The sequence below is a fragment of the Mycobacterium neumannii genome (genome assembly GCF_048452905.1).
GTDB lineage: Bacteria > Actinomycetota > Actinomycetes > Mycobacteriales > Mycobacteriaceae > Mycobacterium > Mycobacterium neumannii_B.
This window is the reverse complement of the sequence record NZ_JBCGVF010000001.1, coordinates 347,230-360,228: the sequence shown is the minus strand read 5'-3', so window position 1 is coordinate 360,228 and position 12,999 is coordinate 347,230. Positions and strand designations below refer to the sequence as shown.

Sequence of the window (12,999 nt, the reverse complement as noted above, 5' to 3'; positions counted from 1 at the left end):
GGGCCGATCAGTACACAGTTGTCGAACTTCATGGATTCGATGTCGTGGGTCCCACGACCACCGTGGTGCCGACCGCCGCCAGCCGATGTATCTGGCGACCCAGTCGTGTCACGGTTACCAAGCCTTCAGGCGCCCCAGAGGAAAACCCGGCGCCTTATTGAAAATGGTTGTCATTACGGATAAGGTCAGCGCTTGCCTGTTCAGGACCGAGATAGCTCAGAGGTGGCGACGTGCGCGGATACATGCGGTGGGTGTGGGTTGTTCCGTCAGTGGCAATGTTGATCGCTGCCTATACGGAGGCCACGCCGCTTGCAACCACCAGCGACTCCTCCGGAGCAGTTGGTAGCTTGAGAACAGCATCGGCGAAGCAACCAGCGGTACACCTCGTTGGCAACGAACGCCCCCTGACTCCGCAAGACATCAGTGACCCCTCCGGCATCGCGGGCGCCGAACGCCCGGGGTCCGGCCAGGCCGTATCCCAACGGTCTGAGGACAAGAAGCCTGAAGCGACTGTCGGTTCGGGTCGGGATGACGATTCGTCCTCGGGTGACCCGGTGCGCCGCGACGACACGAATCCCAGGGTGACTGTCGGTTCGGGTCGGGACGGCGATTCGTCCTCGAGTGACCTGGTGCGCCGCGACGACACGAATCCCAGGGTGACTGTCGGTTCGGGTCGGGACGGCGATTCGTCCTCGAGTGACCTGGTGCGCCGCGACGACAAGAAGCCCAGGGCGACCTTCGGTTCCGGCCGGGACGACGAAACGGGCCGCGATGTCGCCGCCGACCGAAACGGTGCACTGCGCAGAACTGAGGTTGGTGACCAGCGCGCTGGCGACGGTCACGATCATGACCATGATGACGGTCACGATCATGACCACGGCGGCGGTGATGAAGACGATCATGATCATGACCACGGCGGCGGTGATGAAGACGACCATGATCATGACCATGGTGGCGGTGATGACGGCGAGCACGATCATGACCATGGTGGCGGTGACGATGGCGGTCACGATCATGACCATGGTGGCGGTGACGATGGCGGTCACGATCATGACCATGGTGGTGACGATGGCGAGCACGATCACGACCATGGTGGCGACGATGGCGACCACGACCACAGCCATGGCGGTGACGATGACCATAGCCACAGCCATGGCGGTGACGACAGCCATAGCCACAGCCATAGCCACGGCAGCGCAGGAGATGAGCACAGTCACGTCCACCACGGCGTGCACGCGCACAGTCACGCGGGGGAAGAGCACGGCCACGCTCACGATTCAGATGAAGAGGGCCACAGCCATTCCCATGGAGATGACGCGTTTGGGTTGAGCCATGACCACAGCCACGAGCACGGTGGCCACGATCACGTGTACAGCGATCACGATCATGAGCACGGCGGCCACGATCACGAGCACGGTGGTAACGATCACGATCATGAGCACGGCGGCCATGACAACGATCACGAAGCTCACGCAAACAGCCAGGGGCACAACGCCAATGCCGTCGCTCAGCCTTTGATTGAGGAGACTGCTTGGTCATCGCCGATTATGTGGACGGGGCTTGCTGCCCTCCTCGCAGCCCTGGCCGTGGCTGGATGCTGGCTTGTCGGTATACCCCGTGCCGCCGTGGGAGGCTGGAATCACATGCGCAGACGGTATCGCTGATCGCATGGCCGAAAAGCCAGTGATTTCATCGCTTTTTCGCTATATCGAAGACCTGCATGGCGAACGAGCGTGGGGAAGCTTTCTCGATGCCGGAACCGGCGTGAAGTCGCTCGAGTGGGTCATGACGCTGCCCACCGAGCGGTGGACGGCGGTCACTGCTGCCCGCAGTATGGCCACCAAGGCCCGCGACACAATGGGATCCTTGGTGCGCCCGCAGGACCGGCTGTTAGTGGGAAATTGGATAGATGACAGTCTGCTGACCGGCGAAATGTTCGACACCGTGTTGGTCGACTATCTCGTCGGCGCAATTGAGGGGTTCGCCCCCTACTGGCAGGACCGAGTGTTCGAACGGCTGCGACCGTTGGTCGCCGACGGTGGTCGGGTCTACATCATCGGCTTGGAACCGTATGTCCAATTCGAGCCCGCGACTGAAAGTGGCAGAATCGTTTGGGAAATCGGTCGCGTGCGTGATGCCTGCCTATTGCTCGCCGGTGAGCGGCCGTATCGAGAGTTTCCACTCGAATGGATGCAGCGGCAGCTGGGCATGGCTAACTTTCGCATGCTTGAAGCACAGCGGTTTCCGATTCGCTACCGCGCCCGGTACATCGACGCTCAGCTCAATATGTGTCTGGCGCGACTCGAGCGCTTTTCGTCGAAAGACCTGGGCGCGACCATGCGCGACTATGTTGAAGAGCTCCGCGCCCGAGCGTTGGAACTCGAAGAACGTCAAGACGGTCTGAGCCACGGCAACGATTACGTGATTGCTGCAGAACCGATGTAGCGCCCCAGCCGGCCAATCTCGGAGAGGGCGTCGGTCCCGACCTCGTCGGTGTAGCGGCAGCGGTGTTCACGCATCGATTCGAAGTCAGGCGATGGCTCCAGGTATCTCACCGCTTCACCGATGCCATCGCATAATGATAATGACTTTCATTAACCTGGTACTCGGCTCGATGATTCAAGTGAAAACGGTTATCGTTATTGCTGTGAAAACCGTGATCACCGCTGCTGTCCGTGCGCAACCTGCGGCCCTGGTGCTCGCCGCTTCCTTTGGGCTCGCGGCATGCGCAGCACCCGACAACTCGGCGGATTCGACCCCTACGGCCGGTGCCACTGCCGAATGTCCGGTGACCCCGGTCGACGTCGTGGTCAGCGTGGATCAATGGGGCGACATCGTCTCGCAACTGGGGGGCACCTGCGCGAAGGTCGCCACGGTGCTGGCGGGCTCGGCGGCCGACCCCCATGACTTCGAGCCGGCACCGTCGGATGCGGCGAAGTTCGAAGGGGCTCAGCTGGTGGTCATCAACGGCGGGCACTATGACGAGTGGGCCGCCAAGCTGGCTAGCTCTTCAGCGCCGGAGGCGCCAGTCGTGAATGCGCTCGAGGCCAGCGGAGCAGAAGCCTCGCACGAGGGCCATGACCACGGCGAAGAAGGCCACGGTGAAGAGGGCCATAGTCACGAGGACGAGCCGAATCCGCACGTCTGGTACAGCCCGACAGCGCTGACCGTTGTCGCCGACACGGTCACCGCCGAACTCCGCAGGCTCGCACCGGATGCAGCCGGCTACTTCGACGAACGTCGCGTCGCGCTCGCGGAGAACCTCAATCCCTACCATGGGCTCATCGATTCCCTGAGGGTCAAAGCGTCCGGCAAGAGCTACGCCGCGACCGAGACGTCATTCGATGACATGGGCGCGGCGCTCGGCCTGACCAACCTCACCCCGCGTGGTTATCAGGTGGCATCGTCCAACGACTCCGAACCGTCCCCAGCCGACCTCGACGCCTCTATGCAACTGCTGGCCGGCCGCGGCGTTGACGTCCTGGTCTACAACGTGCAGACCGAAGGCTCTGTCCCGCAACAGCTCCGGGCAGCGGCCGAACAGTCGGGGGTTCCGGTGGTCGAGATCACCGAGACCCTGCCGCCGGACGCCGACTCGTTCCAGAGCTGGCAGGTAGACCAGTTGATCGCACTCGGCGAGGCGCTCGGTGTCGCAACCTAGTTCGCAATCTGAGGCCGGACCCGACGTCGAGCAGGCGGCGCTGACCTTCGAGGACGTCAGCGCGGCGCGTGGCGGGCGGCTGATCTGGTCGGAGGCGACGTTCGAGGTCCCGGCGGGCGGCATCGTGGCCGTCATCGGGTCGAACGGGGCCGGAAAGACGACGCTGCTGCAGATCGTGCTCGGACTCGTGCCGCCCGCGTCCGGACACGTCCGTGTCTTCGGCCAACCGGCCGGTGCGCTCAACAAGTCGATCGGCTACGTCCCGCAGAACTACGCGTCGGCCTCCGGTGAGGCGATCCGGGCGCGCGACGCCGTGATGCTCGGCCTCGTCGGACACCGGTGGGGCTTCGGGTGGCCGAGTCGTGAGGACAACCGTCGCGTGGACGAGGTGCTCGCCGCCGTCGACGCGACCGCGGTGGCGCACAAACGGCTCTCCCAACTCTCGGGGGGCCAACGCCAACGGGTCGCGCTGGCCGAGGCGCTGGTCTCCAGGCCCCGCATGTTGATCCTCGACGAGCCGTTGGCCGCACTCGACCTGCGCAGCCAGCGCGAGATCGTCGCCGTGCTCGAGCGGATCAGCAAGGAGTTCGGGGTGACGATCCTGGTCGTCGCACATGACCTCAACCCATTGCTGGGTGTGTTGACCAGCGCTATCTACCTGCTCGACGGACATGCGCACTTCGACACGTTCGACGGCCCCGTCGACGAGACACTGCTGAGCCACCTCTACGGCACCCGAGTCGAAGTCGTGCATACGCCGCAGGGCGATCTCTACATGCGGAGGCCGTGATGAACACGACCGTCGTCGCGCTCGGCTATCAAGACAATTGGTGGCCGATCCTCACGTCGGCCTTCATGCGCAACGCGTTGATCGGCGGCACGATCGTCGCGCTGGCCGCCGGCCTGATCGGTTACTTCGTCGTCGTGCGAAACACCGCCTTCGCCGCCCACGCGCTCGCTCACATCGGGCTGCCGGGCGCCACGGGAGCGGTACTCGTCGGGGTTCCTGTCGGGGTGGGGCTCGGCGTGTTCTGCATCGGCGGCGCCCTGGTGATCGGAGCGCTGGGCCGCCGGGCGGCCGACCGCGAGGTGGCCACGGGAACCGTACTGGCCATGGCGACCGGTCTCGGGTTGTTCTTCAACTCGCTGGCGACCAAGAGCTCGAGCACGCTGACCAACGTCCTGTTCGGCAACCTGCTGGCGATCTCACGGCAGCAGATTGCGACGTTCGCGGTGCTGGTGGCGGTGCTGGCGGTGTGCATCGCGCTGATCTACCGGCCGCTGCTATTCACCTCTGTCAACGCCCAGGTCGCCGACGCCAGGGGAGTGCCGGTGCGCGCGCTTTCGGTGGCGTTCATGGTGTTACTGGGCCTGGCGGTGACGATGGCCGTACAGGCGGTCGGCACGCTGCTGCTGTTCGCGCTCGTGGTCAGTCCCGCTGCCGCGGCGATCATGTTGACACCGCGCCCGGGCAAGGCGATCGCCCTGTCCACGGCGTTCAGCGTCGTTGCGGTGTGGGCGGGTCTGGGGCTGTCGGCGATGTTCAACGCGCCGCCCAGCTTCGTGATCGTGACGATCGCGTGCAGCGTCTGGGCGGTGGTGTGGGCAGGGCAGCGCGGGCTGCGACGAACCGCCGATCAGGTGCTGGTCACCTGAGCTTTAGCCGTGGTCGGCTACCCTCACGGAGCATGCCGAGGAGTCCCACGCCGCGACGGCGTGCCACGCTGGCTTCTCTGGCTGCCGAACTGAAGGTCTCCCGCACCACGATCTCCAACGCCTACAACCGGCCGGACCAGCTGTCGGCCGAACTCCGCGATCGGGTACTGGCCACCGCGAAGCGGCTGGGATACCCCGGCCCCGACCCGGTGGCGCGCTCGCTGCGCACCCGCAGGGCCGGTGCGGTCGGTCTGATGATCACCGAACCGCTCAACTACTCGTTCAGTGACCCGGCCGCACTCGACTTCGTGGCCGGCTTGGCCGAGTCATGTGAAGAGGCCGGGCAGGGACTGCTGCTCGTCGCGATCGGGCCCAATCGCAGCGTCGGTGACGGCACGGCGGCGATCCTTGCTGCCGGGGTGGATGGTTTCGTGGTCTATTCGGCCTCCGACGACGACCCGTATCTCGCGACCGTTCAACAGCGGCATCTCCCGATGGTGGTGATCGATCAGCCCAAGGACGTACCCGGTGCCTCGCACGTGTGCATCGATGACCGATGGGCGATGCGTCAACTCGCTGAACACGTTGTGCAGCTGGGTCATCGGGAGATCGGCCTGCTGACGATGCGGCTGGGCCGCGGCCGGCCGCACGGCGGGGCAGGACCCACGGTGGCCGACCCGGAGCGACTGCAGACGCCGCACTTTCACGTGCAGCGCGAGCGCATCGCAGGGGTTCGTGATGCGATGAGTGCGGCCGGGCTCGACCCGGAATCGCTGACCGTGGTGGAGAGTTACGAGCACCTGCCGACGTCGGGCGGAGCGGCCGCGGAAGTCGCCCTGGCCGCCAATCCCCGATTGACCGCGTTGATGTGCACCGCGGACGTACTGGCCCTGTCAGCGATGGATTACCTACGGGCGCGGGGCATTTACGTTCCCGGCGAGATGACGGTCACCGGATTCGACGGTGTGCCCGAGGCGTTGCGGCGCGGCCTGGCCACCGTCGCACAGCCCAGTATCGAGAAGGGTCGCCGGGCGGGACGGCTGCTGCACCACCCTCCACGATCGGGTCTTCCGGTTGTGGAAGTCCTCGACACCGAGGTGGTGCGTGGCCGCACGGCGGGCCCGCCCGCCTAGAGCGCGGTGACCGGTGGGGATGCCCGCCACTGCTGGACCATCGGTGCGATACCCGAGGTGAGCATCGGCAGCTCAGGGGCCATCGCCAGCGCCGCGACCATCGCGAGCCTGCCGGCCGCCTCGGTGATCCGCAGAACACGTTCATCGGTCGGACGCAGCCCTATGGAGACCGCCGCCGCGTCGTAGGCGGCGAGGGCGTCGGCGCCCACCATAGCGAGGTCCGATTCGACCGCACCGAGCGTCACGAGTTCGAAGTCCGACCACAGCTCGCCGTCCGGTGTGGTGATCATGTTGTGGTATGGCGCGTCACCGTGAATGGGCTGAACGTCGACGCCGGGGAACGCGGACTCGAAGGCCGCGCGCGATGTCAACACTGGGCCGATGGCGTCCCATTCACGTTGCGCCCGTTCGAGATCGGGTGTCGGGATGAGTTCGGGCAGGTTCCTTAACGCCGCCAGCCCCTCCGGTATGTAGGAGCCGTACGGCGCCCAGAAATCCAGCTCCCCGTCGTAGTCGCGCAACGTGGCGTGCAGCTGCGCGATCTGCTCCATACGGCGATCCAAATCCGGGTTCGTATCGGGGACCTGCTCGACGAACTGCCAGAACGTCATCGAAAACCCTTCGCGGCGAACGGGTTCGGCAGGCACCAACGGGCTCGGTGCCACTACCGGATGCCCGCGCTCGGCGAGCCATCTGGTGACGGCGAGCTCTGCGCGCTGTTGTCGGGTCTGCACATCCGGATTTCGGGTGTACGACGGCGGCAGCACCGTGGGCACTCGGACGACGACCGGCTCGGGTTGAAGGTGGACGATCACGGAGAAGACGTCGTAGAGCACGCGGGGATCGTCGCTGCGCAGGCCGAGGTCGGCGCCGGCGGCGGTGGCGGCGGCGACTGCGGAAGCGGTCCGCTCGGCGATCTCGGCGTCGGTCAGCACCGTTAACCCGATTGCGAGCGGCGCGCGTCGAGCAGGTAAACCAACGCTGCCGCAACGTCTTGCGGCGATTCGATGCGATAGGTCGCCAACGTATCGCCCGGTCCTATCTTCACTCCGACGTCGTCACCGCGAAGACGGCGGAACGCCTTCTCGTCGGTGACGTCATCGCCGAAGAACACCACGGCGGTCGCATTCTCCTGCTCTCGCAGGATGTCGATCGCCTCGCCCTTGTCCGTCTGGATCACCGCGAACTCCAGTACTTCCTTGCCTTGGGTCAGCTGGGCATCCCAGTCGGTCGACGCCTCGCGAGCCGCAGAGAGCGCGGCCGCGCCATCGTCTGCCGAGGCGTTGCGGACGTGCAGCGCGACGCTGGCAGGTTTGGTCTCGACCGTGACACCCGGCTTCCCGGAGGCGATCTTTCGCAGCTCCGACGTGATGCGCTGCAGCGCAACGTCGTCGACCTCGTGCGTGAAGCCCGAGTTGAACTCGGCACCGTGGCTGCCGACGAGATGCACCGCGGGCGGCATCCCTGACAACTCGCGCAGCACCTCGAGCGCCCGTCCGGAGATCAGCGCGGAAGCCGTGTCGGGCAGGTCGGCGAGCGCGACCAACGCGTCGGCGGCCTCGGCGAGTGGCCGGGCGTCGACCGGGTCACTGACGATCGGCGCCAGCGTGCCGTCGAAATCGGAGGTGATCAGCAGCCGTGGCGCCGCAGCGGCCGAAGTGAGCGCGCGCTGTAGATCGGCAGGAAGCACGCCTAGATCTTAGGATGCTCTCCGTCGCCGATCAGCAGCCGCACCGCGAGGTCCAGCCGCTTGCTGACGTCGGTTGCCGAAGCCCGCCTGGTCAGCCAGGCGAGCAGGTTGGACAGCCAGACATCGGAGATGACGCGCGCGATGTGGTACTGGTCCTCGGTCGGCTCACCGTCGCTCATGGCGCGGGCGAACATCGAGTCCATCAGCTTGCCGACATGGTCGACCTCACCGGCCGCCGACGCGTCGGCGAACACGAAAGCCCGCGTCATCGCCTCGGTCAACAGCGGATTGCGCTGCATAGCGCGGTTGAGCTTGCCCACCATGATGTTCAGCCGCTGATACGGCGTGCCACCGGCCAGCGAGGCGCGGTCGGTCTTGGCGTCGATGCGCTCGAACTCACGACCCAGCGCGGACACCAGCAGGTGCACTTTGGACGGGAAGTACCGGTAGAGGGTGCCGACCGCGACATCGGCCCGCTCGGCAACAGCCCGCATCTGGACGGCTTCGTAGCCGCCCTTGGAGGCGATGGCCAGCGTCGCGTCCAGGATGCGCTTGCGGCGCTCGCGCTGGGCTTCTGAGCCGAGCTCTGACTCGGACAGGACCGCCACGTTCATCACCTGACGCGGTCGCGATTCCGACCCCGAGGCCGGGTTGGCGGCTGCTGGCTGAGACGGGCCGGACATGCGGCGGGCTTCTCCTTCGTTACGCGTTCTCGCTGGAAACGATACGCATGCCGATGCACTTTTTCTCACCCCGATGTCGCCGATGGCACCGACGTGTCCTGCTGTAATGGCGGTCGACTTGACGGTCGGTCGCTGGCACTATTAGAACACGTTCTAGTGAGGAGCACCGCCTTCTCACCCGATAGCTAGGAGTGGACGGTGTCGCTCGCATCCCCGGGGACCATTGCCGACGACCAGGCAGCCGTGAGGGAGCTGGTGCGTGACTGGGCAACAGCTTCTGACGTCGTCACCGCCGCGCGAGACGTCGAGCAGGGGCAGGCGGACGCCTGGCGCCGGGCCTATGCGGGAATGGCCGAACTCGGGATCTTCGGGGTGGCGTTACCGGAGGCGCACGGCGGCGCCGACGGCACGGTCGACGACCTGTGCGCGATGGTCGACGAGGCGGCGGCCTCGCTGGTGCCCGGCCCGGTAGCCACGACCGCACTGGCCACGCTCGTGCTCGAATCGTCCGAAGCGCTGCAGGCGCTGGCTTCGGGTGAGCGGGTCGCCGGGGTGGCGTTGACGGCAGACGTGCGGTTCGCCGACGGCCGCGCATCGGGCACCGCGGACTACGTGCTCGGTGCCGATCAGACGGGGGTGCTGCTGCTGCCGGCAGGAGACGTCTTCGTCATGCTCGACGCCGGCGCGGACGGCGTGACCGTCGAGCCGCGCAACGCCACCGACTTCTCCCGGCCGCTTGGGCGCGTCGTGCTCGAGTCCGCGCCTGCCGAGGCGGTCAGCGCTCCGGCGCAGCGAGTGATAGACGTCGCCGCGGCCGTGATGGCGGCCGAAGCCGCGGGTCTGGCCCGCTGGGCGCTGCAGACCGCGACCGAGTACGCGAAGGTGCGCGAGCAGTTCGGCAAGCCCATCGGCAGCTTCCAGGCCATCAAGCACATGTGCGCGGAGATGCTTCTGCGGTCCGAGCAGGCCTCGGTGGCCGCCATGGATGCGGCAAGAGCCGTTTCGGAAGGCGACGAGAACCAGCTCTCGATCGCCGCTGCGGTGGCGGCTGCGGTCGGAATCGAGGCCGCCAAGGCCAACGCCAAGGACTGCATCCAGGTGCTGGGCGGAATCGGGATCACCTGGGAGCACGACGCGCATCTGTATCTGCGCCGCGCCTACGGTATCGGGCACTTCCTCGGGGGAGCGCCGCGCTGGCTGCGCCGGGTCGCGGCGTTGACGCAACAGGGTGTGCGCCGGGATCTGCGTATCGACCTCGAATCGGTCGAGGGTCTGCGACCCGAGATCGCCGCTGCCGTCGCGGAAGTCGCTGCCCTGCCCGTCGAGAAGCAGCAGGCCGCGCTCGCCGACGCGGGCCTCCAGGCGCCGCACTGGCCCAAGCCGTACGGCCGCGGGGCCGGGCCCGCCGAACAGTTGCTGATCGACCAGGAGCTGGCGGCCGCCGGTGTCACCCGGCCCGACCTGGTGATCGGATGGTGGGCCGCGCCAACGATTCTCGAGCACGGCACCCCCGAACAGATCGAGCAGTTCGTCCCCGCGACGCTGCGCGGCGAACTGCTGTGGTGCCAGCTGTTCTCCGAGCCGGGCGCCGGATCGGACCTGGCTGCGCTGCGCACCAAGGCGGTTCGCGTCGACGGCGCGTCCGCGAGCGGCGCAAATGGCTCGGGTTGGAAGTTGACCGGCCAGAAGGTGTGGACCTCGGCAGCGCACAAGGCCGCGTGGGGCGTCTGCCTGGCGCGCACCGACCCGGATGCGCCGAAACACAAAGGAATCACGTACTTCCTCGTCGACATGAAATCGCCGGGCATCGACATCCGCCCGCTGCGCGAGATCACCGGGGACAACCTGTTCAACGAGGTGTTCTTCGACGAGGTGTTCGTGCCCGACGAGATGGTCGTCGGTCAGGTCAACGACGGATGGCGGCTGGCCCGCACCACGCTGGCCAATGAGCGGGTCGCGATGGCTCACGGCACCGCGCTCGGCAATCCGATGGAGGAGTTGCTCAAGCAGGTCGCCACGCTGGACTTCGATGTGGCCGGTCGGGACCGCTTGGGCTCATTGATCGTGGCGGCTCAGGTCGGCTCACTGCTGGATCAGAAGATCGCCGAACTCGCTGTCGGAGGCCAGGATCCGGGTCCCCAGGCCAGCGCACGCAAGCTGATCGGCGTGCGCTACCGGCAGGCGCTGGCCGAACTGCGGATGGAACTGTCCGAAGGTGGCGGCGTGGTCGAGAACTCGACGGTGTTCGACTTCCTCAACACGCGCTGCCTGACCATCGCGGGCGGCACCGAGCAGATCCTGCTCACCCTTGCGGGCGAACGGCTTCTGGGCCTACCCCGCTAACTGAACGAGGCCTGCGCGCACGCGTCCGGCGAGGTGATGTTGACCCCGCTGTAGACCACCTGGATGTGCGAGCACACGATCAGCGGAACGTCGGTGCGCGGCGCGCCCGTGCGCTGATCGACCGGCCAGGCGATCCCGCGGAGCTGGAACTTCTCGGGCGGTCCGCCCCCGAAGTAGATGGTCGTGAACTCCACGTCGGTGAGCGATTTGAACGACCGGGTGTTCGGGGCGTCGAAGTTGAAGTTTCCGACGTACACGCCCCGGTCCATGGTGCGCAGCGTGGTGGTCTGACGGGCCCAGAGGTCGCCGGGGAAGCCGAGAACGTCCGGGCCGCGGCGCAGATTGGCCCTGGCGTCGAACACGCACTTGGCCTCGGCCGCGATGCAGTTCGCGGTCGCGTGCATCTCGAGGTTGGTGCCGGGGTCGACCGGGATCGACGAGTCCGCGGTGTCGACGGCCGCGGCCGCCGTCGGGGTAGGTGCCATGAGCGTCAGCGCCAGCAGCACCGCCGAGATCGCGGCAGCGACGCCGGTCAACCGGTTCGTCACGTTGCTCCCCTTCCACGTGCGGCGAATGCTAGCCCGCGCGCTATTCGTCATAGGTGACTTCGACCGAATCCGACCGGGGTAGGGCCTGACAGCCCAGGATCAGACCCTCGTCGAGATCGGACTGCTCGAGGACGTCGTTGACGTCCATCTCGACGTCGCCGCTCTTCTTCAGCACCGCGCACGCGCCGCAGTGGCCCTCACGGCAGGAGAACGGCGCGTCGAGCCCCTTGTCTAGGAGCACGTCGAGCAATTTGGCGTTGCGGGGCCACCGCACCTCGTGGGTTTCGCCGTCGAGTGTGACGATCGCCGTGGCCGGCCCCTCGTCGCTGTCGTCCTCCTCGATGACCACCGCCGCGAACGGGTCGGAGTCCAGCGACTTGAACACCTCGATGTGCACCCGCTCGGCGGGCATTCCTGCGCCCTTGACCGCCTCCTCGGCCGCGGCCATGAACGGCCCGGGCCCGCAGATGTAGGCGTCGTGGCTTGTGTAGGGAGCGGTCAAAGCGGCAAGCGCCGCCGCGCTCGGCAGACCCTGAACCGTTTCCAGCCAGTGCACGACGACAAACCGCTCGGGGTACTTCTCGCTCAGCTCACGCAGCGCCGAACCGAAGATCACCGACTTCTCGTCGCGGTTGGCATAGATCAGCACGACCTTGCCGCTGCCCTCGGCCAGCGCCGACTTACAGATCGACATCATCGGCGTGATCCCGGAACCGGCGGCCAGCAGCAGGAAGTCGGTATCCAGCGTCTTGGGCACGAAGGTGCCCGAGGGCGCGAGGACGTGGATCTTCATGCCGGCGTGCGCGTGATCGCACAGCCAGTTCGATGCGTACCCGTCGGCGGTGCGCTTGACGGTGACGGTCAGCCGGTCGTCGGTGAACGGAGAACTGCACAGGGAGTAACACCGCGCCACCGAACCCGTGCGCTCGCTGGGCACGCGCAAGGTCAGGAACTGTCCTGGCGCATACCGTAACCGTTCGGCGGGGATGTCGGCGCCGGAGGGCACGCTGAACACCAGCGAGCGCGCATCGTCGGTCTCGGTGACGACATCGGCAAGTTCCAACTCGAGCACGTGGCTGCCGAGTGGCTCGTCGGTCACTTTCGCGTCCACCTCTCACGTCCGCCGGCCCTGCGATCCAGGGCGATAACTAGAACAGGTTACAGAAATGCATGTGTGCAGGTCCAGGTGCTACAGGTGTGCCCTACTCGACACGAATCGTAACGTGTTCTAATCTGACGGCTAAGCGGTTCGCGCTTCGCGTGCGTACTCATCGCAGTCCGTCCT

12 protein-coding genes and 1 pseudogene are annotated in these 12,999 nt (G+C 66.4%); 6 read left to right on the top strand and 7 right to left on the bottom strand.

What is annotated here, in order from left to right:
* Positions 1-266 precede the first annotated feature (266 nt).
* Together AAHH99_RS01675 and AAHH99_RS01670 are read right to left on the bottom strand one after the other, a co-directional pair.
* Positions 267-1,274: a hypothetical protein gene (locus AAHH99_RS01675; protein WP_418767116.1), complete on the bottom strand. Its 1,008-nt coding sequence runs from the start codon at positions 1,272-1,274 to the stop codon at positions 267-269.
* A gap of 3 nt (positions 1,275-1,277) precedes the next feature.
* The gene (locus tag AAHH99_RS01670; RefSeq protein ID WP_418767115.1) at positions 1,278-1,472 is read right to left on the bottom strand and encodes a hypothetical protein; all 195 of its coding nucleotides are present in this window, start codon (positions 1,470-1,472) and stop codon (positions 1,278-1,280) included.
* 214 nt (positions 1,473-1,686) lie between these two features.
* Here AAHH99_RS01670 and AAHH99_RS01665 point away from each other — a divergent pair.
* The 5 genes and pseudogenes from AAHH99_RS01665 to AAHH99_RS01645 form a co-directional block, all read left to right on the top strand.
* Positions 1,687-2,445, top strand: a pseudogene (locus AAHH99_RS01665) (class I SAM-dependent methyltransferase); the annotation flags it as partial.
* A gap of 169 nt (positions 2,446-2,614) precedes the next feature.
* Positions 2,615-3,661, top strand: coding sequence for a metal ABC transporter solute-binding protein, Zn/Mn family (locus tag AAHH99_RS01660; RefSeq protein WP_418767567.1), 1,047 nt, complete (start codon positions 2,615-2,617; stop codon positions 3,659-3,661).
* Positions 3,648-4,451, top strand: coding sequence for a metal ABC transporter ATP-binding protein (locus tag AAHH99_RS01655; RefSeq protein ID WP_418767114.1), 804 nt, complete (start codon positions 3,648-3,650; stop codon positions 4,449-4,451). Before AAHH99_RS01660 ends, AAHH99_RS01655 begins: the two co-directional genes overlap by 14 nt.
* Positions 4,451-5,317 (top strand): metal ABC transporter permease, encoded by an 867-nt coding sequence (locus AAHH99_RS01650; protein WP_418767113.1) that lies wholly within the window; start codon positions 4,451-4,453, stop codon positions 5,315-5,317. The genes AAHH99_RS01655 and AAHH99_RS01650 overlap by 1 nt, the downstream gene beginning before the upstream one ends.
* Positions 5,318-5,349: 32 nt before the next feature.
* The gene (locus AAHH99_RS01645; protein ID WP_418767112.1) at positions 5,350-6,450 is read left to right on the top strand and encodes a substrate-binding domain-containing protein; all 1,101 of its coding nucleotides are present in this window, start codon (positions 5,350-5,352) and stop codon (positions 6,448-6,450) included.
* Here the strand turns inward: AAHH99_RS01645 and AAHH99_RS01640 are convergent.
* Genes AAHH99_RS01640 through kstR form a run of 3 tightly spaced genes read right to left on the bottom strand, consistent with a single transcriptional unit; the run spans position 6,447 to position 8,748 of the window.
* Complete coding sequence (locus AAHH99_RS01640; RefSeq protein ID WP_418767111.1) at positions 6,447-7,385, bottom strand: phosphotransferase; 939 nt, start codon at positions 7,383-7,385, stop codon at positions 6,447-6,449. The two genes, AAHH99_RS01645 and AAHH99_RS01640, sit on opposite strands and share 4 nt — an antisense overlap.
* Positions 7,386-7,387: 2 nt before the next feature.
* Complete coding sequence (gene otsB / locus AAHH99_RS01635) at positions 7,388-8,140, bottom strand: trehalose-phosphatase (protein WP_418767110.1); 753 nt, start codon at positions 8,138-8,140, stop codon at positions 7,388-7,390.
* A 2-nt stretch (positions 8,141-8,142) separates the two neighbouring features.
* A complete protein-coding gene (kstR, locus tag AAHH99_RS01630) occupies positions 8,143-8,748 on the bottom strand; it encodes a cholesterol catabolism transcriptional regulator KstR (RefSeq protein ID WP_165593330.1) in 606 nt (201 codons plus the stop codon).
* 273 nt (positions 8,749-9,021) lie between these two features.
* Between kstR and AAHH99_RS01625 the strand changes: the two genes are divergently transcribed.
* Complete coding sequence (locus AAHH99_RS01625; RefSeq protein WP_418767109.1) at positions 9,022-11,166, top strand: acyl-CoA dehydrogenase; 2,145 nt, start codon at positions 9,022-9,024, stop codon at positions 11,164-11,166.
* On the opposite strand, the gene AAHH99_RS01620 is transcribed toward AAHH99_RS01625, so the two are convergent.
* Positions 11,163-11,651 (bottom strand): hypothetical protein, encoded by a 489-nt coding sequence (locus AAHH99_RS01620; protein ID WP_064419399.1) that lies wholly within the window; start codon positions 11,649-11,651, stop codon positions 11,163-11,165. The two genes, AAHH99_RS01625 and AAHH99_RS01620, sit on opposite strands and share 4 nt — an antisense overlap.
* A gap of 103 nt (positions 11,652-11,754) precedes the next feature.
* Entirely contained in the window at positions 11,755-12,813 is a 1,059-nt protein-coding gene (locus AAHH99_RS01615; RefSeq protein WP_418767108.1) for a 2Fe-2S iron-sulfur cluster-binding protein, read from the bottom strand.
* Between the last annotated feature and the right edge of the window lie 186 nt (positions 12,814-12,999).

Bases quoted from the DNA above. Each gene is read 5' to 3' on its own strand.
- AAHH99_RS01660 (WP_418767567.1), top strand. From the start codon at position 2,615: ATGATTCAAGTGAAAACGGTTATCGTTATTGCTGTGAAAACCGTGATC.
- AAHH99_RS01650 (WP_418767113.1), top strand. From the start codon at position 4,451: ATGAACACGACCGTCGTCGCGCTCGGCTATCAAGACAATTGGTGGCCG.
- AAHH99_RS01645 (WP_418767112.1), top strand. From the start codon at position 5,350: ATGCCGAGGAGTCCCACGCCGCGACGGCGTGCCACGCTGGCTTCTCTG.
- AAHH99_RS01620 (WP_064419399.1), bottom strand. From the start codon at position 11,651: ATGGCACCTACCCCGACGGCGGCCGCGGCCGTCGACACCGCGGACTCG.